This is a genomic window from Nostocoides sp., assembly GCF_035343835.1.
Taxonomy (GTDB): Bacteria; Actinomycetota; Actinomycetes; order Actinomycetales; family Dermatophilaceae; genus Nostocoides_A; species Nostocoides_A vanveenii.
The window spans coordinates 15,413-36,967 of the sequence record NZ_DAOQZV010000005.1; the positions used below are offsets into that span (position 1 = coordinate 15,413).

Annotated in this window: 9 protein-coding genes; all 9 read right to left on the reverse strand. The window is 68.1% G+C overall.

Annotated features, from left to right (window positions below):
* Positions 1 to 3 precede the first annotated feature (3 nt).
* Complete coding sequence (locus tag PKH97_RS00945) at positions 4 to 6,075, reverse strand: Ig-like domain-containing protein (protein WP_324385520.1); 6,072 nt, start codon at positions 6,073 to 6,075, stop codon at positions 4 to 6.
* Positions 6,076 to 6,220: 145 nt separating this feature from the next.
* The gene (locus PKH97_RS00950; RefSeq protein WP_324385521.1) at positions 6,221 to 8,545 is read right to left on the reverse strand and encodes a transglutaminaseTgpA domain-containing protein; all 2,325 of its coding nucleotides are present in this window, start codon (positions 8,543 to 8,545) and stop codon (positions 6,221 to 6,223) included.
* On the reverse strand, positions 8,542 to 9,759 hold the full coding sequence (locus tag PKH97_RS00955; RefSeq protein ID WP_324385522.1) for a DUF58 domain-containing protein: 1,218 nt from the start codon (positions 9,757 to 9,759) through the stop codon (positions 8,542 to 8,544). Before PKH97_RS00955 ends, PKH97_RS00950 begins: the two co-directional genes overlap by 4 nt.
* Positions 9,728 to 10,696, reverse strand: a complete 969-nt coding sequence (locus PKH97_RS00960; RefSeq protein WP_324385523.1) for a MoxR family ATPase — start codon at positions 10,694 to 10,696, stop codon at positions 9,728 to 9,730. Before PKH97_RS00960 ends, PKH97_RS00955 begins: the two co-directional genes overlap by 32 nt.
* A gap of 40 nt (positions 10,697 to 10,736) precedes the next feature.
* Positions 10,737 to 16,904: an Ig-like domain-containing protein gene (locus PKH97_RS00965; RefSeq protein WP_324385524.1), complete on the reverse strand. Its 6,168-nt coding sequence runs from the start codon at positions 16,902 to 16,904 to the stop codon at positions 10,737 to 10,739.
* 123 nt (positions 16,905 to 17,027) lie between these two features.
* Positions 17,028 to 18,602, reverse strand: a complete 1,575-nt coding sequence (locus tag PKH97_RS00970) for a protein kinase (RefSeq protein WP_324385525.1) — start codon at positions 18,600 to 18,602, stop codon at positions 17,028 to 17,030.
* A gap of 23 nt (positions 18,603 to 18,625) precedes the next feature.
* Entirely contained in the window at positions 18,626 to 20,254 is a 1,629-nt protein-coding gene (locus tag PKH97_RS00975; RefSeq protein WP_324385526.1) for an FHA domain-containing protein, read from the reverse strand.
* Positions 20,251 to 21,042: a protein phosphatase 2C domain-containing protein gene (locus PKH97_RS00980; protein WP_324385527.1), complete on the reverse strand. Its 792-nt coding sequence runs from the start codon at positions 21,040 to 21,042 to the stop codon at positions 20,251 to 20,253. Before PKH97_RS00980 ends, PKH97_RS00975 begins: the two co-directional genes overlap by 4 nt.
* A gap of 82 nt (positions 21,043 to 21,124) precedes the next feature.
* On the reverse strand, positions 21,125 to 21,555 hold a 431-nt coding region (locus tag PKH97_RS00985), incomplete at its 5' end, for an aldehyde dehydrogenase family protein (RefSeq protein WP_324385528.1).

The window sequence follows — 21,555 nt, forward strand, 5'->3', positions numbered from 1 at the left end:
TCCTCAGCCGTAGTCACAGTCGATGGTGTTGTCCCCGTCGGGGATCGGAGATCGATCGGTATCGAAGAGCTGTCCCTCCCGGCCCACGCCGTCCCATCCGGCGTTTCCGTTACCGTCGACGGCGCGATACTGGTTCCACGAGGACGCACTCACGCCGGGCACCCAGCAGTGGACCGTCCGGCCCGGGTCCCAGCGCGACAGCGCGATCTCTACCTTTCGGCACGGCCCAGCAACGCCACGGGGGCAGGGGGTGTCGCCGTTGTGCCGCGTTGAGCTGTATGGCGGTTCCCACGTCCGCGCCGACGCCATGTTCGACCAACCCGACCAGATACCACCGGCCTTTACCTGCGCCTTGATCCAGCGCTCCTGTGAGCGCCCATTGCCCTCGTCCCGGCTGCCGTTGACCGGGACGTCGAAGACGCCGTCGGCAGTCTGGATCTGTACGGCTTCGATGGGCCGACCATTCGTCGTGGCCCCAGCCTCCCATCTGAGCGTCACATTGTTGATGTTGCCGCTCGCGCTCACCGACGGGACACGCGGGGGGCCGTAGGCGTTGGCCACGGCCGAGGCCGAGGGCGTGCCAGTGGCATCGGTGCCGTCGACGTGCGCCGTGGCGGTCACGGTGACCCCGACATCATTCCCATTGACGAAGGCCCCGTCGCGCACCAAGCCGCCACCCGCGGGCAGCGTCCCGGTGCGGCCACCGGCCGCCCAGGCATACGTGATCTCACCGGGCAGCGCACCATTGGCGGCACCGGGCGTGAAGCTGATCCGAACCTCATTGTCATTGCCCGTCGCCTCGGCCCGCACCCCGGTCGGAGCGCCCGGCGCCATGAACGGGCGCACCCCGTTCGAGGCAGCCGACCAGTCGCTCGTGCCGGCCTTGTTGGTCGCCCGCACCTGGAAGCTCTGCGCGGAGGTCCCGACGGACAGATTGAAATTGCTCGACAAGGCCGAGCCCGTATAGAGCGTGCTCCCCCCGGTCAGCCGGACCTCGTAGGTCATCGCGTCATCGCCATTGCCGTTCGGTGCCGCCCAGGACACCGCAGCCGACGGCGGCAGGGTCTTATCGCCATTGCCCTTGGCGGTCGGTGCCGCCGGAGTTGCCGGTGGACCCGCCGGGATCTCGGCGCTCGAGTAGGGCCCGAAATCGGAGGGGTCCACGGCATTGGAATGCGCGCGGACACGGAACTGGTAGGCGGTGCCATTGGTCAGGCCCGTCCAGGTGTACGACGTACCCGTCGCCTTCTGCTGCGCGCTGCCCCCGGCCGGCGGACTGATCTCGACGGTGTAGTAGAGGATCGCCGAACCGTCGGTGTGCGGTTCGGTCCACGTCAACGCGACCTGCCGGTCTCCGAATGTCGCCGTGGGTGCTTCCGGCGCGTCGGGCCGGACATCGGGGCGCACCTTCGGCGAGGGTTTGGAGGGTTCAGACTCGCCGACGTCATTGGTCGCCGTGACGGTGAAGCTGTATTCCGTGTCGTTCTTCAGCTCGGTGATCGTGCCACTGGTCACCTGACCAAAAGTCTTGCTCCCACCCGCCCACTTCACGGTGAAGCCCGTGATCGGTGCGCCATTGGCCGGCCCTGGTGTCCACGAGACCGACGCTGTGCGCGACGCCTTGGTCTCGGCGAAGACATTGGTGGGGGGGTCCGGCTTGGCGCGCACCGTGAGCAGGATCCGGCCGTCAACCTGACGCTCCGGACGGCCGGTGGCGTCGCCTACGCGGTAGGTGACCGTCAGCTGGCCATGGAAGGTCCCGCCGGGCGTCACGGTGATCTCCGTGCCGGTCGCGCCCGTTAGGGCGCCGTCGCCGGCGATCGTGGGTCTGCCGACGAGTGTGATCAGCTTTCCATCCGCCGCAAAGGGATTCGTGACGTATGCCGCAATGTCCACGGTTGTCGGTTCGCCCGCCTTGGCTTCGACTTCGGCATCTCGCGTCGTCATCATGGGCTTCGTCGTGGCGACGACCTGGATGGTCAAGCTGGCATCGACGGGCGGATTCGTCCCGTCCGAGACGGTCAGTTTGGCCGTCACCGCCGTCCCCGGCTCCACGCTGAGCGGCGCGGACGCGGTTAGCGTCGACCCGCTGAGCGAGGCATCAATACCCGGGGCCCCGGTGAGGGTGAAGGTCAGCTTCGTCTGGTCGTCCGGGTCGGGATCGGTGGCCATCGGCCGCAGATCGACCGTCGTTTTCGGGCCGCCGGCCTCGACGGTGACCGGGGACGGTTGGAAGACCGGTGGCGAGTTCTTGGTCGCCTCGACGACGATCGGAATGGTCAGCGTCGCCCGCAGACCCGCGGGGTCGTCGGCCGACTTTCCATCGGTCACCTCGAAGGTCAGCGAGGTGTCCCCGCCGAAGTCCTTGGCCGAGGTAAAAGTCAGCGTGCTCGCGTCGGCGACCAGCGAGGAGCCGTCGGCTCCCGGCCCCACGTGGACGTTCTTCTCGAAGGTCAGCCGCGGCGAGTGCCCGTCGCGAACCGACACATAGTCATCAAGGGGAAGTCGCAGCGCCGCGCCGGCCTTGACACGCACCGGCAACTTCTCCGATCGCAGCGTGGGCGGCGGCCCGGGCGGTTCTTGCTGCGGATCGTCTTTCGGAGCCTCGCGGCCGATCCCGGGGACGATGACGACCGCCTTCGCCGTCAGATCGTCCTTGTCGGTCACCGTGTAGACGAGCACCTGTCGATCCTCTTTAACCGGAATGGTCAAGGTGCCCTTGTCGACGACAACGCCCGGTTCGCCGATCGTGACGGTGAGCTTGTCGCTGACACCGTCCGGATCCTCGTCATTGCCCAGCACCTCGACCGCGACACTCTCCTTCCCGATCACCTGGGTCAGGTCGACGATGTCGTCACGGGCGATGGGCGGCAGGAGCGGCGCTGTCTTGGTGACCTCGACCGTCAAGGCGCCGCGAGCCGTGCCACCCCGGCCGTCGGCAATGTCGTAGTAATAGAGGAGCGTTGCCTCGTTCTCGGGGGTGGTGAGCCAGACCCGTTGCCCGTCGGCCTTGGCCGGTGTCGTGGTGGACTTGTCCACGGGCTGCACCGAGCCGAGGGTGAGCGGGTCACCGTCCCCGTCGAAGTCGTTCGCCGTCACCGGTAGCGCCAGTTCGACGCCCGGCCGGGCTGTCAGGGTGTCCGAAAGCGCGACAGGCAGCTGATTGCCGGTGGCGGGAGGGGCAATCCCGACCTGGACCGTCCCGGTCGCCTTGGCGCCGAACCGGTCAGCCACGGCATACGTAAAGGAATCCGTGCCGGCAACGCCCAGCGCGGCCCGGAAGACGATCTTCCCCTTCTCCACCGTCGCGGTCCCCAGCCCGGGCGGGGTCTCGATGCCGAGCAGCGTGACCGAGTCGCCATTCGGGTCGATGCCGTCGGTCGGGACCGCGATGCCTACCTGCGACCCACCGACCAGCCGCGCGATAACGGGCTTCGGCTCCGGCGGGGCATTCTTCTCAGCCAGCCCCCGGATGGTGAGAATGACGTCCGCCGAGGCGAAATTGCCACGGGCGTCGCGGATGGTATAGGTCGCCCGGGCCCGGCCGGCCTTGCCACCGGCTTTGAATCGGACGGTGTTCTCGGAGACGAAGAACTCGCCGAGGTCCTGGCCGGCGATGACCTCGTGCTCGGGGCTGACGCTCAGATCGAGGCCGGCCGGCGAGGTGTCGTTGCCGAGCACGGGCACGGTGATGACGTCCCCGGCCCGGACGACGCCGACGTCGTCCTTGGCTACGGGCGGTTCGGGCTCGGATACCGGAGCGAGTGGCACGACGGTCACCTGTCCTTGTGCCGCCCCCGTCCCGTTGGACACGGTGTAGGGGAAAGACACCGTCCTGGTCAAACCTGACGGCGCCGTTATCCGGAGGAGAAAGTGATCCAGCACCTCCACGGAAATGCCGAGATCCGCAGCAACCTCGGTGGACTGGACGACGAGCACCCCACCATTGGGGTCGTCGTCATTCGCGAGGACATCGACGAGCACCGAGCCACCGGCAGGCAGCAGGGCCAGATCGTTGTCGGTCACTGGTGCGGCGGCCCTCTCCACCTCGATGACGTCGAGGCGCACGACACCATGGGCCAGGTTTGGGCCGTCGGTGATGTCGTAGGGGATATAGACGGTTCCCGGCTTGGTGCTGCTGATGGTGAAGGTGCCGGCACCGAGATCCTTGCGCAGGCGCGCGCCCGGCCCGGCCGCCCCCACCATGGCCAGCCGCAGGGGGTCGGACTCGGGATCGGTGTCATTGGTCATCGGCGAGACAACGACGTCTGCGCCCACGGCCACCCGGATGTGATCGGCATTGGCCGTCGGCTCCTGGTTCTTCTCCTTGCTTCGGATATCGACGGTCAAGGAGCCTTCGGCCGACCCATTCGATCGGCCGTCGGTCATCGTGACGATCACCTCGACCTTGCGAGCTGCGCCGTCACCGCCGACGTCACGAATGGTGACCAGCCCGTCGGGACGCCAACGGATCTGGAGGCCGTCGACGTCGGCCACGCCACCGAGAATCACGTCATCGCCATCCGGATCGAGCCAGTCGGGCAGGACGTTGTAGCTGCCCTCGTGTCCCGCGGCCAGCACGAGTCGGCTTTCGCGTTTGATCTTCGGCGCCCCATTGACGCTCTCGGGATGGATCGAGATCTTGGCCACGGCCTCGTCCTCGCCACCTCGACCGTCCGTCGCCAGGTAGGTGAGGTTTTCGGCGCCGGTCGCACCCTCGGGAATGGTGATCTGCAATGCCTCACCGCCGCGGATCTGGGCGAGTTTGCCTAGTCGAGGGGACTTTGCGACCGAGGCGGTGATCAGGTCGCCGTCGGGATCGGAGTCGTTGACAAGCACAGGCAGCTTCGTCGCCCGACCCGCCCGGACGCCGAAGTCGTCGTTCACGGCGGTGGGCGGGTGATTGTCCTTCGACCTCTCGGTATCGACCTTTTCGACGACTTCCTCGGACGGGGCGTCATGGCCCTTCTCCTGAGACTCGATCTGCTGGCTGATGTCCTGCCAGTTCTCGACCACCGTGAAGTTGTCGTCGGGGAGGAAGACGGAACCGTCGGAGATGTCATTGATGACGACGACCGATCGGTTCACCCGGAACACGAGATCGGTGGCTCCGGCGAGCTTGTCGACGGTGCGCGAGATATCATCCGCCGACCCCGGACAGTCCCGCACGTAGGCACCGGAGCCCGACCACGCTGCATACGTGCACCCACCGACGACGACGGGCGCCGTGGGTTGCCCGGACGCTACCGCGGTCCGAGTCTCGGCCGCGTCGCTGAGAGGGACGCGCAAGAGGGTCGCTGGGCCCACGAGTACGACGGCATCGGCGGCCGGGCCCGGCTGTTGCAGAAGCAGTCCGTCGTCGGCCAGCTTCCGCTCGCCGTGGCGTGAGAAGAGCCGATGCCCTTTCGGGTCGAAAGCCACCAACTCCTCCCCCACCAGGGACAGTCGCGGCTCGGCCTTCGCGTCGTATGCCGAGAAGTTGCCCGCATCGTCGATCTGCCATCCCGACCCGGCAGGTCGCAGCGTCCGCAGGTGACCGGACGCATCGACCGTGTGCACGATTCCGGACCGGGTGACTAAGCCGCGGACGCCCGCGGCTCCCTTCAGGCTCGGCTCAGTTTCCGGTGAGAAGCGGCTGACGTCGGCGATGGACATGGCCCAGACCCGCCCGCCGGACGGATCGAGAACCGCGACATTGGGCCCACCATGCACGAGCGTCATGCCCTCGGGCACCTGGGCCTTGGTGCTATACACCAGCCGCGCGGTGTCCACGGCGTCGGCGTGGCCGCTCTCGGCATAGGAGACAAGGACGTCCCTGGCCTCCTGGCTGATGTCGAATACCTCGCCCGGGTTTCCCCCCACGGCGCTGAGTCCGCCATCGAGCGTGCGCGACGGGTAATTGAGATGGGCGACCTGTCGCAGATTGCCGTTCGTCACCCACACGCCGCCGTCGTTCAACTGCATCTCGGTGGCCTCGACGCCTCGGTGGGCCACCGCGAAGTAGCTCAAGACGAGGCCGGCGACCGCCAGCACCGCCACGCCCGCCCGCGTGGATCCGATCCGGAGGCGGCGCAAGTGGGCCTCCTGAACCTCGAGCGTCGACGGGCGCGTGTACGACGCGCCGGGTCTACCCTGCTCAGCCCCACCCCGGGTGGGAAGTCCTCAGATTGCACGACACGACGCCCCGAGGCTGACCACTGCGGCGTCCTGGCGCGGCTGGTCAGGACGCGGGATCACGGATCACCAGGCTGCGCAAGCGCCACGGCCGCAGCAGGCGCGCCGGTCGGGAAGCATTGCGCGACAGTGACTTCTTGGCCTGGCCGATATCGGCCCAGAAGGCGCCGATCGCCTCTGCCCCCGGCTCGCCCTCCCCGAAGACGGCGCGGTCGGCGCGCGCTGCCAGATCCCGGTGGCCAACGACGCGGGCCTGCTCACGCCGGGTGGCCCGTGGCTCGACCGCTACGCCGAGATCGCGGGCATGGTCGACCAGATCACGCCAACCGGCTGCCAGCCGTCGACTCTCCTGGCCACGTGAACGCCGACGCTGCCGACGCAGCATCCGGGCGGCCGCAAGCAGGATCGCGGACCCGGCTGTCAGCCCCGCGGGGGGCGCGGCATACCGGGCGACGGTGCCGGCCCACGACGGGACCGGGATGCTGATCGCCGGCCCCTGCGCCTTGGTGCCTGTCGTCGCGTTCGACCGCGGCTTCTGCAGCGGCGGGACACCTTCGATCAGCGACTCGACCGTGCCCGGCGGCCGGCGACCGACGGCCGGTGGAACAACGGCCTGATCGAGTGGTGGGGCCGACTCCGGGTCCGTGGCCTTGGGCCGCTGGGAGCGCTGAGGCATGAAGAAGTCGTTCGGCACGGATAGCCACTCGCCGGACTCCGAGCGAACCTCAACCCAGGCATGGACGTCCTGGCCGCGGATGTGGCCGCCCGGCGGGAGCACCGCGCCGAGAACAACCCTGGTCGGGACGCCGGTTTGCTGGGCGAGCAGGGCGAAGGCCGCCGCATATTGCTCGTCGCTGCCGACCGGCTGGGGCGCACCGAGCAGCGTCATCAGGCGGCCCTGGTTGTGACCCGGCCAATACTCCTCCTCGCCCGGCCGAGTGCCGTCGCTGAAGGCGCCGGCCTCACTGAGGTGCTTGCCGATCGCGGCGAGGCGATCCCACGGGTTGATCGCTTGGCGGGACCACTCGGTCGCCCACGTGGCTGTGAACGCCCCGGCACCCTGATCGATCCGGACCGTGGGATCCGGGACGACACCGGCTTTGGGCACCTCCGGGACGGGGTAGGCCGTCATCTGGATGCGGGTGCCGGCCGGCAGCCCGCCCGGGACGAGCAGTTGGCCGGTGGCGAGGTTGTAGCGGAGGGTGTCGGTCAGCTTCCAGTCCTGGTCATTGACGAAGTCGACCTTGATGGGCAGGCCATTCCCCGGCACCCAGGCGCGCAATTCGGGGAGCGCGGCATACGCCTCACCGATGGTTAGCTCGATCTGCTGCGCGCGCATGTGGTGGACGATCGGATCGGCGATCACCCGTCCGACGCGCTGAAAAACGCCGCCCCCCGCGTCGGTAGTGCCGGCGCTCCAGACTGTTCCGTTGTAGGTGTCCATGACCGCGAACCGCAGGCGTTGCCCGGATGCACCGCCTTGGACCGTCAGCAACTCCTGATCCCACAGCAGCTTCAGGCCCTCGCCGTATTTGCGGAAACCGGATAGCGGGCTCACGAACTGCGAAACATCGAAGGGCGCTTCGACCTGGCTGCGCGCAAGCAGCCGCGAGCGCGTCTCGGTGCCCGGGAGGTGCTGTGCCACAAGGAAGCCCACCCCGCCGGCCACCATGAGCAAGGCAGAACCAATCGCGAGTTGGCTCAGGCGGGAGCCGCCCGTTCCGATCATCCGCCGGCCGCGACGACGACGCACCGCCGCCCACACCAGGACGATGGCCGCAGTGCCTAACCCGGCGAGGGCTGCATACCGGCGGTCCTCGGTGCCCAGGGTGATCGCGGCCGCGAGAACTCCGATCGGGACGAGGGTCGCGGCCGCATGCCGACTCCGGGACAGCGTCGCGCCCAGCCAACCCGCGAACAGCCCGATCGTGAATGGCAGGCCGCCGAGAGTGCCGGCCGTGTCGATCGGAGCCAAGGTGGTGAGCATTTCCTTCCAGCCAGCAACGGGCACCGGCAGCATCCGTCCCACGGCATCGGGACGGTGCAGGACGACGGTCGGTGCGAGGAGTACGTATGCGAGCGCGGTGAGCGTCACGCCGAGCAGCGGTTCCGCCGACGAGCCGATAGCAGCCGGCAGCCGACGTCCGGCCAGCCTGCCGGCCGCCGACGCGAGCGCCCCGAGCACGGCCCCGGCCAGTCCGAGGCCCAGATAGCCGAAGGAGGCGAAGGCCGGTCGCCAGGCCGTGAAGGCCACGGTGATGCCAACCAGGAGGAGGGCGGTGTCGAGGGCCGACGGCAAGAGCAGACGGCTCATCGGCGACGCGCCGCGAGCCACCGTCCGGGAGGCGGTTGTGAGGGTATCGGTGGTCATGGACGGCGACTCCCCGCGAGCGCCTTGTTGAGGTCGCCCAGGTCACCGAAGGTGATGAGCATGGCGCCCGAGGAGCGCTGCCGCCGGATCTCCGATCCGGCATCGAAGCGCAAGACCAGCACCTGCATCCCTGGCGGGAAGGAGGCGATGGCGCGATGGACCGAGGTCAGGTCGGCGGCCGCCCCGGTCACGATGACCACGGTGCTCATGGAGGGGGAGAGCCGCGTCAGCGTCCCGGCAACCAGGTCGACCCGTTCCCCGCCGAGTCGGGCACGCGCGAGGACGTCCATGGCCGTGTGTCCCTTAGGGGATCGCAACACGAAAGGCCCGGTCCCCAGGGTGAGATCGACCTTGTCGCCGACGGCGCGCTGCGCGATCGAGGCACCCGCTTCCAGCGCTGTCTCGAAATCGGTGGCAACAGCGTATGCCGTTTCGTTGCAGTCGACGACAAGGCCCACGTGCGTGCGACGGGTGTCCAAGAACTGGCGCACCATCAGATCCGCCTGTCCCCCGCTGCTGGACCGCTTGGCCGTGGAGAGCCAGTGAATATGGCGGCGGTCGTCTCCGGGCACGTACTCGCGCAGGCCGTGGAAGGCCAAGTCACTCGCCGAGACATCGTTGGTCGTCTGACCCTCGAGGTCACGAAGGACGCCGCTGGTGAACGGGTCGACATAAACGGTGCGCGGGTGCACGAAGAGTTCGATGGTCGGGGTCCACGCGACCGCTCGGCGCACCAGTCCGAAGGGATCACCACGCAGGGTCGTTGCGGGGCCGATCGGATAGACCCCTCGCTTCTCGGTAGGGAGGATGACGAGTTCGTCGTGGACCCCGCCGCGCGAGAGCGTCGGCATAAGCAGGACCGTCGCAGAGTCACCGGTCGGCAGCTCGAGGGGAATGGGCGGAAGCGGGAAGCGGCCGAGATTGCGCACCTGGACTTCGGCAGCCGCCGCGTCGCCTGCCCGCACCCGCGTCGGGTGCACGCGAAGGCGCACCTCGAGCCGGGTCCGGCCGATGGTGAGCAGGCACGCCAGCGCAAAGAGAGTGACGAGGGCTGCTGCGGCATACGTGAACTCGATCCAGCCGAGCGACCAGCCGGCCAGACCGCTCAACACTGTGGCGACGAGCACACCCCAACCCAACGGCGAGACCTGACCCAGCACGCGCTCGGTCCTGGCCCGCAGCTCAGGCGGGACGGTAGGCAGGCGCAGTGACACTGGCCATCACATCGTCGATGACATCGGCGACCCGGACGCCGGAGAACTGGGCCTCATCGCCGAGGAGTACCCGATGGCCGAGGATCGGCTGGGCGAGGTCGGCAATGTCGTCGGGAGTGACATACGCGCGCCCGGAGGCCAGCGCCCAGGTCTTGGCGCAGCGCACAAAGGCTAGCCCGCCGCGGACACTCAGGCCCAGGGCGATGTGGGGATTGCGGCGGGACTCCTCAGCGATACGCGCGACATAGCTCAAGATGGTCGGGTCGACGTGCACCTGCCCCGCAAGGGTAGCCATGGCGTCGACCGCGCTGGCCCGGATGATCGGTTGGACGCCACTGCTGCGGTCGCGGTTCTCGGCATCCGCGAGCAACTCGACCGTCGTGTCGTGATCGGGGTAGCCGAGGGCCGTCTTCATCAGGAAGCGGTCGAGCTGGGCTTCGGGCAGCCGGTAGGTACCCGCCTGCTCGATGGGGTTCTGGGTCGCGATGACCATGAAGGGCTTGCCCACGCTGTGCCGCGTGCCGTCGACGGTGACCTGTCCCTCCTCCATGACCTCCAGGAGGGCGGACTGTGTCTTCGGGGAGGCCCGATTGATCTCGTCGGCGAGCACGATGGAGGCGAAGATCGGGCCCGGGCGGAAGGAGAACCGCTGGCTACTCTGGTCGTAGACCGTCACTCCGGTGATATCGGTGGGCAGCAGGTCCGGAGTGAACTGGATCCGGCTGTGGCTGCCCTCGATGGTGTTGGCGAGCGCCTTGGCCAGTTGCGTCTTGCCGGTGCCCGGGTTGTCCTCGATGAGCAGGTGCCCGCCCGACAACAGGCAGGTCAGCGTCAGGCGGGTGACGTGGGTCTTGCCGCGCACGCCGCGTTCGATATTGCCGACCATCGCCTCGAAGGTCTCGGCAAAGCGCCGGGTCTCGTCATCGGTCAGTGGCATGGGTGGCCTCCGGGTTGGGTGGTGGACTTCGTCGGGGCCATTACAAGCCCCACGGTTCGGTGTCCGAAGCGCTTTCCACGCCATCGGAGCAGCTGGCCGACAGCGTTGGCGCTGCCAAGACGTAGCCGAAGGTGTTCGCCCCGTTGCCGACCGCGACTTGGCCGAGGACATCCACCGTGCACGTGGCGCCGCCCGAATCGAAGTTCTCGGCGACGATCACGACTTGGTAGCACGTGCCCTCGACGCCGCACACCGCCGGATCGGTCGATTCGGTGCCGCGCTGCAGATCGATGGTGGCGTCGGCCGGCTTCGAACCCGTTGTGGCCGAGCCCGTACTGGAACTTGTCCCACCGTCGGCCGCCACCGTTGCCGTAACGTCGACGGCGGTGTCGTACTGCCCGGTGTCGAAGGAGTACTCGCCGCTGGCGTAGTCGCCGGTGGCGGGCACCTTCAGGCTGGACGGGCCACCGAAGTTCGGGTCGCTGCTCGAGACGTTCATGGTGGCGGGCCGCCCCATGCCACCACCGGGCAAACTGACCGACCAATAGATGACCGTGCCCTCGGCCCGGACGCTGACGACGGGGGTGTTGGGAGTGCCATAAGGCTCGACGATGATGCCGTCCGAGGTCGAGCAGAGGCCCTTGGCGTTGCACAGTTGCAGCTTGACCGTGACCGGCACGTTCACCCCGACATTGAGGGTCACGGTGTCGGACTGGGCACTGGGGCCGTAGCTGCCGATAGCCAGCCGCTGGCCGCGGAAGAAGGCGGTCAGGGTGTTCACCCCGCTATTGGTCGGTGGCGTCGTAAAGGAGATCGTGACCTCTCCGCTCGACCCAGTCGCCTTGGACGTCGGCACGCTCGACCAGGGGGATGGCTGGCCCTCGGGCGTGACGCTCACGGAGTCCGAGGATGCGGTCATGCCGGCGGAGTTCTTGGCCTCGACCCGGAAACTGACCGAGGCGCCGTAGGTCACGGGGGGGGACGAACACGACGTTGCGGAGATCCCGGAGCACGAGGAGATCGGGCTGCCGTTCATCGATAGCGTGTAGGAAACCGCGCCGGGCGCGTTCGCGCTACTCGCGGACCAGGACAGATCGACGACGCCGTTGATCCCGTCGCCATTGTCTCGGACACTCGGCTCGGCCAGCACGGGGGCGCTCGGCGGGCCGACCGGTGTCCCCGAGGCCGTGACCGGAACGCTGGACCCGACGGCATTGCGAGCCGCCAGGGTGAAGGTGTAGTTCTGACCGTTCGTGAGCCCGCGAACGGTCGTCGACGTGGCCCCCGGACCTAGTTGTTGGCCGGCCCCGGGAACACCGGGTTGAACGGATAGGTCGTAGCCCGTCAGACGCGAGCCAGTAGTCTGTGCCGCAGTCCAGGACAGGTTCAGTTCGCCGTCGCCTCCGGGTGTTACTCGCAACCCTGTCGGCGGCTTCGGCACCTCGTCGATCGTGACCGGGGCGGACGCCGGCGAGGGGTCGCTGAAGCCGGCCTCGTTGTGAGCGCGGACGGTGAAGGAGACCTCGCCGCCTACCGGCAGCCCGGTGATCGCGCAGGGCGAGGCGGCACACCGCTTCGGGCTGCCGACCCCGCTGACCTCGAAGTAGTCGATCGGCGAACCATTGGCCGCACCGGCCTGCCAGGAGACCTCGGCCGACGCGGCCAGAGTCGAGATCTGCGCAACCACGCGGCTCGGTGGGTCGGGCTTGGCAAAGATCGACAGGGTGATCGACCCGGTGACGATGCGATCCCTGCTCCCCGCGGAGTCGGTGGCCGTGACACCGACCGTGAGCACACCGGTCGCATTCGCTGCGGGGGTCAGGGTGATCCGCGATCCCTGCACGGAGGCGGAGACTTTGGCACCCGGCGCCTGGGACACCGAGAGAGCGGCGAACGTCGGCGCCGGCAAGGGCGAGGTCATGGCCTCGGCCAGGTCGACCGAGACCGGCTCGCCGGCCTTGACGTGGTCGAGACGGATCGGCGAAATCGTTGGCGGCGGAAGCTCTTTGGTGACACGGACGCTCATGACTGCACCCGGGCCCGTGGCTCCGCTCACGGTGATGCGGAACTTTCCGGCAACGCCGGCCTTTGCGTCCGCCCGCGCGCTCAAGGAGATGCGGTTGCTCCCGGATCCGGTGAGGTCGATCCCGGCCGCGGCGTCCACCCACGCCGCGTCATACGTCAAACCGGCGGCGGCCGCGGGGTCCGAGGTCCACACGTGGCACAGGCTGGCGACGTCGAGGGTCACCGGTTCGGCACCGGCCACCAGATCGAACGCGCTCGGGGGGCAACGCAGGAGGGGCTGGTCATCACCGACCTGGACGGGGATGCTCACGAGAGTGGGTGGCGCCGCATCGGCCGCACCCTTCGGGACGTCCGTCACCGAGAACAGCAGGGCCGCCGGACCGGAGAAACCCTTCTCGGCAGCCACGCTGACGCTCGTGTCTCCCGGCTTGGTCACTCGCGGACGCAGCGCCTTGGCCGGCGAGGTGAGCACCGGATCGCGGCCGTCGGCGAGCACCACCCGGGAGCCGGTGGGCGAGTCGATGTAGTCACCGAGGCGGATGTCGGCCGAACCGCCCTCGGGCAAGGCGATGGCCTTGCCCGGGATGGCGAAGGGTCCCCCGGACCCGGCGGCGGGCACATAGATCACCGCGGCCGCCGATGAGCCCGCTTCGTCCGTGACGACATACGGAATCGCTTGCGGCACACCGGTGACTGAGATCACCACCTTGGCGCCGGCGATTCTGGCGTTGCTGGACGCGACCGAAGCGACCTTCAGCTTGGCCGAGTCGCCGTCCGGGTCGAACGCACCGGTCAGCACATCGACGGTGGCCGAGTCGACCGACGTCGCCTTCGCCACGTGGTCGGTAATCCGGGGGGGCAACTGGGCATCCTCCGCCGACCGGATCGTCACCGTCGACAAGGACGACGGGCCGGCGTTTCCGGTCAGGCCGTAGGTGACCGTCAGGCTCTTGCCGATCGGCGTGGCAGTGGCCGTGAGTGGTCCTTGCGGGGATTGCAATGCGACGCCGGCCGGCAACTTCGGGTTGTTCTGTGCGAGCGGGACGATGGTGACCGGATCGCCCTTGGCAAACAGATCGTTGGCGAGCGGGTTGATCGTCACGTGGGCGCCCGGGGCGACCGTCATGGTGTCGGGCAGCGGCACGGCGAGTTGTGGATCACCGGCCGGGACCACCGCCACGCGGACACTCGCCGTCGCCATGGCACCAAAAGCGTCGCTGACCGAATAGGTGAAGACATCAGTGCCACGCGACTGCGGATAAGCCTGGTAGACAATGCTGTTCGGCCCGAAGCCCATGACCCGACCCAGTCTCGGCGCCGATGCGATCCCGGTGACGACGGACGAATCACCGTCGGGGTCATGGCCCGAGGTGGCGACCGGGATCGTGACCGTGTCGCCTTGCACGGTTCGGGCCTCCAGCGGCTCCGGGGTCGGTGTCGCATTGGCCTGCGCCTGCGACGGCAGCGGCTGCACGATGACCATGACCCGGCCGGATCCCGATTCGCCGGTGTCGGTGACGGCGACATAGTCGATTGCGAGAGTGCGTGGGGAGGCGACCTTGGCCGGTGCCAGGAAGCGGATGGCCGACCCCGAGACATAGGCGGCGCCGACGTCCTTCGACATCGGGTCGACGGGGTCGGTGACGAGCAACTGTCCCGGTCCCGGCGCGCCGGGAATATTCGCCTTGAGCGTGAGCGGGCCGCCGGAGAGGGTGGAGTCGTTCTCCAGAGCCGGGATCAGGGTGGAGTCACCCGCTCGCACGACCGCCGCGTCGGCTCGCACCACGACCTGATCGCTCTCCAAGGGCGCGAGCAGGGCCACCGAAACCTCTCCGGTCGCGGTCTCTTCGCCATTGCTCACCTCATAGCTGACGACCGGCGGCGCGCTCGCCTTGACTCCGGTCGGCATCAGACGCAGCCATCGGCCACCGACCGTGGCTGCGGTCATCGCATCTTTCGGTTCCACCGTGGCCGACTGAACGGTCAGCACGCGGCCGGCCAGGTCGATGTCATTGCCGATGACATCGACGAGCGCGGGCGCTAAGCCGCGGACCGACGCGGTATCCGGCATCGCAACGGGGGCACCTGCCCGCTTGGCCGGGCGCACTTCCAAACGGACCTGCCCGGGTGCCGGATCCGCGCTTCCGTATGCCGCGCGGTAGCCGAGCGTGTACGACCCCTCCTTGTCGGCCCTCACAGTCACCGTCCCGGTGGCGGGGTCCGTCGTGACATTGAGTGGCCGCTTGGCCGAGCGCGTGAAGGTGACGTCTCCGTCGAGCGAGATAGTCGCCGAGGGGTCCGTGGGATCCGACCCGGGTAGGTCGTTGACGGTGGGACGGAAGGTCACGGCGGACCCCGGCTCGGCCGCAACGACATCGGGACGGGTGACGGCGGATTTACGCTGTGTCGCCTGCGGATCCTGAACATCGACTCGGACGTGGGCCGGCTGGCTCTTGGATCGACCGTCCGTCACCCGATAGGTGATGTCCACGACGCCCCCGGTAGCCGGGGCCGCAAGTTCCAGGTTGCCTTCACCGGTCGTCCGAACAACCCCGTCCGACACGCTCGCATCGAACAAGGCGAGGGCATCACCTTCGCCGTCGCGCCACTGCCCCAGCACGGGAACACTGATGACTCCAGCGGCCGGCACGGTCCATATCGGATCGGCCGCCTGCTCGCGCCGGAGGGGCGCCGCATTGCCACTCGGCTTGGGCGTGACGTCGACATGGCCGGTGCGTGACGGCCCTCCGGCGTCGACCACGAAATCGAATCCCGCCAGCTTCGCTTTTGTATCAAGGGTGAAACTGACGGTCTGCAAGTCCGGCGAGATTTGAGCGCGGCCACCCGTGACATGCTCCACGCTCGTGATCGCGCGAATATGACCCGCGATGTCCTGCACATTGTCCAAAACGTGCAGGACGGTCGTGCGCCCCGGGCGTGCGCCGAATTCTCCGGGGGTCACGGTTGGGGCCTGTGAGGAGGAGATTGCGCCGGTCTTCTTCGGGCCTTTGGCGTCCTTGTCGGCCTTCAGTGGCCGCACGATTCCCGCCCAGTCGTCACTGGCCGTCTTGCGTTCGACGTCGACCAGCGCGCCATTGGTCAGGTCGTTGACCACGACCTGGTCGCGGTTGACCCGGAAGACGGGTTGCCGCAAGGGGGCGTTCCGTGACACCGGTGTCTCGACGGCTTGACGGCCGCCGCAGGAGCGGGCGGCCGTTCCCCGGTCACCGCCCCACGCGCCCAATGCACAGCCACTGACGATCACGGGCCGGGCCGGGCGGCCGGTGCCTGCGGCGAAAAGCGCTTTCGCGGCACTGCCGTCAAGGGGCAACTGCCACAGGGCCAACGGCGTGGCCACAATGACAGCCGTCCCTTCGGACGAGGGTTCCTGGAGCACCAGCCCGGCTGCTGCTCGCTGCACCACCGGGGCTGCGTCATCGACTTGGACGGCTCCAGAGTCCGGCTCCGCCAGGATGCGATGCCGTCCGACCGCCGTGACCGCGACGGAGCTGCGTGTGACGCTGGTGCCTATCCGTGGCTCGGCGAACCCGCCCTCGGCGGGCGTGATCGTCACCGTGCGTCCGGTGACATCGGCCGCGTAGATCGTGCCGTCCATAGCGACCGCGAGAGCAGCACGGTCCGAGGACGCCCCCGAGAGAGCGGTCAACGACGCGATGGGTTCGCTGGACGAGGCGAGATCGCGCAACACAGGCACGGTCGGAGGAGCGTCGCCATCGCGATAGCGGGTGGCCCAGATCCGTCCGGTCTTGATGTCGAGAGCGGCAACCGTTCCGCCGCGCATATCGATGACAGCGTCCTGCGCGATGACGGCACCTTGATCGATTAGCGGCAGTCCCGCGCGCACATCGACCGGGTAGACGGTCGAGATGGTGCGGTCGATCGCGATGACCGTACCCGCCTCCTGGCGCACGTCGAGCCTCGAAGTGTCGCCCGCGCGGGCGCCGCCGGGCGCATAGAAGCCCGAGTCCAGGGCGCCCGCGGCCCGGTTGAGGCGGCCGAAGAGCGAATCCTTGTTGTTGGTGACCCAGACGCCGGCGTCGTTGAGGTCGATGCTTCGAACGGCCACCCCCGGCGATCGGACGGCAAAACCCACCAGCGCGACGACCGCGAGCACCACGACCAAGGCGCCCGCCAGCATTCGGTCATGCCGAGCAAACCCCATGGCGCGGGCCCTCCGTTTCGCAGATCAATAGCCCGCGCAAGTCTGCCCACGAATCGCCTCGACCGTCTTGTCCACAAATGTGGGGTCAGTGGCTTCTGGAAGCGTCATCCCTCGTTCGTCACGTCAGTCTGCGCAGACCAGCGGCGAGTAGGCAACCGAGCCACCCCCGTCCTGCCTGACGACCAGGATGGCGAGGCAAATGGGTTGCCTGGCAGCGGATTTCAAGGTGAGCGTAGGGATTTTGACGACGCCTTCGCGATCGTCGTCCGTTCGCCATCTGAAGGTGTCCGTGGCCAGTTGCGCAGAGTAGGTCCACCGGAAGGTGACCTCGGCCTTGGCGCGCGTCCACGTGATGGCGACGGGTCCGGGTGGGAGCCCGGCGACGCCGGACCCTGCGTCTGGCGTCCCCGTACCCTCAGTCAGGGTGGCGCGCGAGGGTTGGGGGGAATCGCGCGCCACGACGGCGTAGCCAACGCCGACAGCCGCAGCGACGCCCAGCAGCGCCCCGACCACCTTGAGCGTCAACGGGCCGCGGCGAGCACTCGTCTGGGTCACCGTCCTGGGCGGCGGCAACGTCGTTCCCCCGTGGATCGGTGCCTCCAACCTGCCCACCCGTCGCGCCGACGCCGATCGGTTGGCCCGGGATTGAGCCTCGGTCGAGCTCGGATCGGTGGCTTGGGCATGACCGTTCCCTGCACCGAGCGGTCGCGAACGTTGCGCTGCTCCTGCGCCGGTCGTTGCTGTCTTCGAGTTCGGTTGCCCCGGTGCCCCCGGTCCGGCAGCACCTGACCGACGAACGCGCGTCTTGGCGAGCGCGTCGTCGGCGATCTCGGCGTACATACCGGGTGCTCGACGGTGCGTCACGATCATCCGGGTGCGAGGCAGGCGTTGCTCGCTCTCGACGCTTGTCAGGGCCTGAGCGAAAGCAGCGGCGGAGGGATGACGCAGTTCTGGCTTCTTCGCCATGGCGCGCGCCAGGATCCGCTCCAGCGAATCGGGAACGTCGGCGCGCCCGGTCCGTGGCGGCTGCAAGTCGCGAATTCGCCCCATCACGCCGATGCGCGAGTTGTCCCCACCCAGGACTTCGAAGGGCGAACGTCCGACCAGGAGGTGCCACACGGTAGCGCCCAGGGAATACACATCCGTGGCCACGGACCCGCGCGTTTCGGTGAAGAGCATCTCCGGTGACGACCAGGGAATCGACACACCGACCTCCTCATCGTCCTCCGGCGTCGGCGTCAACGTGGTAGCCACACCGAAATCGGTCAAGCCGGGCCCGCCCCACGGCTGGGTCAGGATGTTTGCGGGCTTGACGTCGCGGTGGATGATGCCTGCGAGATGCGCGCTGTGGAGGGCACCGCTGACCTCGATGGCAGCGCTCAGCACATCGGCGAGCGCCAACTCACCACCGACGGCGCGCTCGGCAAAGGTGGCCTCCGGGCAATACGCCATGACGATATAGGCCCGATCATCGTCCGTGACGCCGACGGAGTGAATGGTGACGACATTGGGGTGCTGCAGGCCCGCCATCGTCGTCGCCTCGGTCTCGAAGCGCTGCCGGGCAAGCTCGTCCAGCGTGCGGTCGCGGAGTACCTTCACCGCGACCTCACGACCTAGTCGATCCTCGCGATAGAGATAGACGTCGCCGTATCCCCCGCTGCTGCTGAGCAGGTGGCGGAAGGTTAGACCACGAATCACGGGCGGCCCAGATTGGGCCGCCATCACGCCGTTGCCTCGAAACTGATCCGAGAGACCTCACCCAGGATGATGGTGCTTCCCGGTTCGATCACCACGGGAGTGTCCGAGGTGAGCCGGGTCGTCACACCCAAGGCGTCGACGATCTCGGTGCCATTCGTCGAACCGAGATCCGTGACACTAACAAGCCAGTAGTTCACGGAGATCAGGGCATGCTGGCCGGAGACCTCGTGCTGGGGGTCGACAATCCGCGCCAGGTGTGGGCGTTCACCCTGGTGACCGGGGATCTCCCGCGGCGAACGGCCGAGCACGATGTCCCTGTCCACGGTGATCACTTCACCCGACTCCAGACGCAGGATGCCCAGGGCGGGGCGGCTGATCTCCACCGGCTCCTGCTCAGGAACCGGCGCGTGGCAAACGCGACAGGTCGGCTGGAAAGCCACCGTGAAATGGCCCTGCGCACACTTCTTGGCCAGCACCATCGGTCCCGTGCAGGCCCCCGGCGGAGAGTCGAGCGCAGCCAAGAGGTCACCCCGGGCGATGGTCAGCTCCATGTCCCCATCGGGATCGGGGCCTAGGAGCCTTTGCTCTCCGGGTGGGGGCGGAAAGGTGAAGGCGGGCTGGTTGTCGAAGACATCCACCGCGTCTGCGGTGCCGCCCGACGGGTGCGGCGTGACTCGCCAGTCCGCCGGATTCCAGGATGGGCCGGCATTGACGAAGCCATCATCGCTGTCGTCGGCGTCGGTGTCCGCGTTCGACTGCGTACTGCCCCACCCCGCGTCGACGAGATCCACGGCGTCATCGAGCGGGTCATCGACAGGTGAGCTGTTTGACTGCTCGTCCAGCGCAGGTTCGCCAAGGTCTTCGGAGTGGGACGCCGCCTTGCTCAGATCGACGGGCCGCTGCCGGACGTCCGCGTCGGTAGCGGCCGCTTCCACGTCCTCGGATCGCGAGAACCAGGAATCCGAGACCCCGACGGCCAGCTCCGAGGACGCATCCGCCACGCCCAGTACACCGTCACCAGCATCCGTCATCAGTTGGGCGTCAACAGCAACGCCGTCGTCGGATGGGCCTTCGGCCACGCTGGGAGGATGCGGGGAATGCGCGGGGTCGGCAAGCGCCCATACCGGATCGGAAGCCTCGACCGCGGGCTCGGCGTCGTCGGTAGGAAACAGCGGGAGCACCTCGAGCTCATCTGGCTGTGGTCGATGCGCGGCGGCGATCATCGGCGTCAGGCGCACCGCTGCAGCAGGGACAACGCCGCCTTGAACGGGCACCGCCGGCGTCGCCGACCCATGCGCCAAGGACAGAGTGGCCATCACGACATCGGTGTATTCGTGATCCGCCACGAGGCGCCCGTCGTCCAGGACGTGACGATCGCTCGCCGTCTCGACCTCCACTCGGCCCTGGCCGCGCGTCAGTGCCCGGGCGCGCCCGTCCGCGTCGATCTCGCAGATCGCGAAGTCGGGGGCGGCGCGTAGACCCCGGGCGAAGAGGGCATCGATGGCGGCCTCGACGCCGCTGCCGGCGAGCGCCGTGAGGCACTCCGTGGACAGGGTGTCCCCTGGTGAACCGGGCAGCAGGATCGCACGCGCTCCGAGAACGATGGCAACGCCGTCGCCGGGAAGGTAATGCGCGAAGTCGTCGATGTTCAACTCTGGTGCTCCTCGTTCTGGCGGCGTACAGCCCGCGGCGCCGTAACCGCGAGATCACCGTGATACTCGTCGCCGAAGGCGAGGTCCGCCACGACGACACTGACATTGTCGTGCCCACCGGCGGCAAGCGCGGCACTGACCAACGCGTCGGCACACTCCTGGGGAGACGCGTGCCGGCGAAGGATGGCCTCTATTTCCGCCTCCTCGACCTCGCCCGTGAGCCCGTCGCTCGCGATCATCCAACGATCTCCGGGGCCGGCCGGCACCATCCGAATCTCGGGCTGCGGCGGGAGATCTTCCACGATTGCCCGCGTCAGCACATGTCGACTCGGATGGTGTCGAGCCTCTTCCGGCGAGACGTGCCCGGCTTCGAGGAACTCGGTGACTTCCGAGTGGTCGGTCGTCAGTCGCTCCAAGCATCGTTCATTGAGGCGGTAGACGCGGGAGTCACCGACATGGAAGACGGCCAAGAGATTTGACGGGCCCGGGATGACGGCAAATCCCGCCACCGTCGTGCCCAGACCGTGGCTATCGGGATTGGTGCGGCCGTAATCCCCGATCGCCACCGAGGCGTCCAGGATGAGTTGCCGGACGGAGTCGCCGGACAGCGACGCACAATCGCCTCGGGCCAAGGACTCGACGACGAGGCGACTGGCGACCTCACCCGCCGCCTGCCCCCCCATGCCGTCGGCAATGGCGAACAACCATTCACCGACGAGGACGGCGTCCTCGTTCACCTCTCGGACCCAGCCCACGTCGGTAGCCGCGCCCGCGTGTACTCCGACCACACTCCGGACTCTATTGACCAGCGGTAGAAGCGTTAGTCGTCGATTTCGAGGACGCGCGCGTCCGAAACGTCCTCATCAGCGATTAGGAGCGAGCTATCTGCATCACGACGGCCTTGGGCTCGGTGAAGAACTCGCGGCTGAAGTTGCCCCCCTCGCGGCCGACACCGGAGTCGCCGACGCCGCCGAAGGGGGTGCGCAGGTCGCGGATGAAGAAGCAGTTCACCCACACCGTGCCGGCGCGCAGTCGGGAGGCGACACGGTGGGCGCGGGAGAGGTTTTCGGTGAACAGCATGGCGTTGAGGCCGTATCGCGTGTCGTTGGCCAGGTGCACGACCTCCTCCTCGGTGGCGAAGCGATTGACCACGCATACGGGCCCAAAGATCTCCTCGCAGTAGGGCGCGGCGTCGAGGGCGAGGCCGTCGATGATGGTCGGTCGCACCAGCCAGGACCCGTCCGTGGCGACGCCCCCGGTGTGGATCTTGCCGCCGAGTGCCTCTGCCGCGTCGACATAAG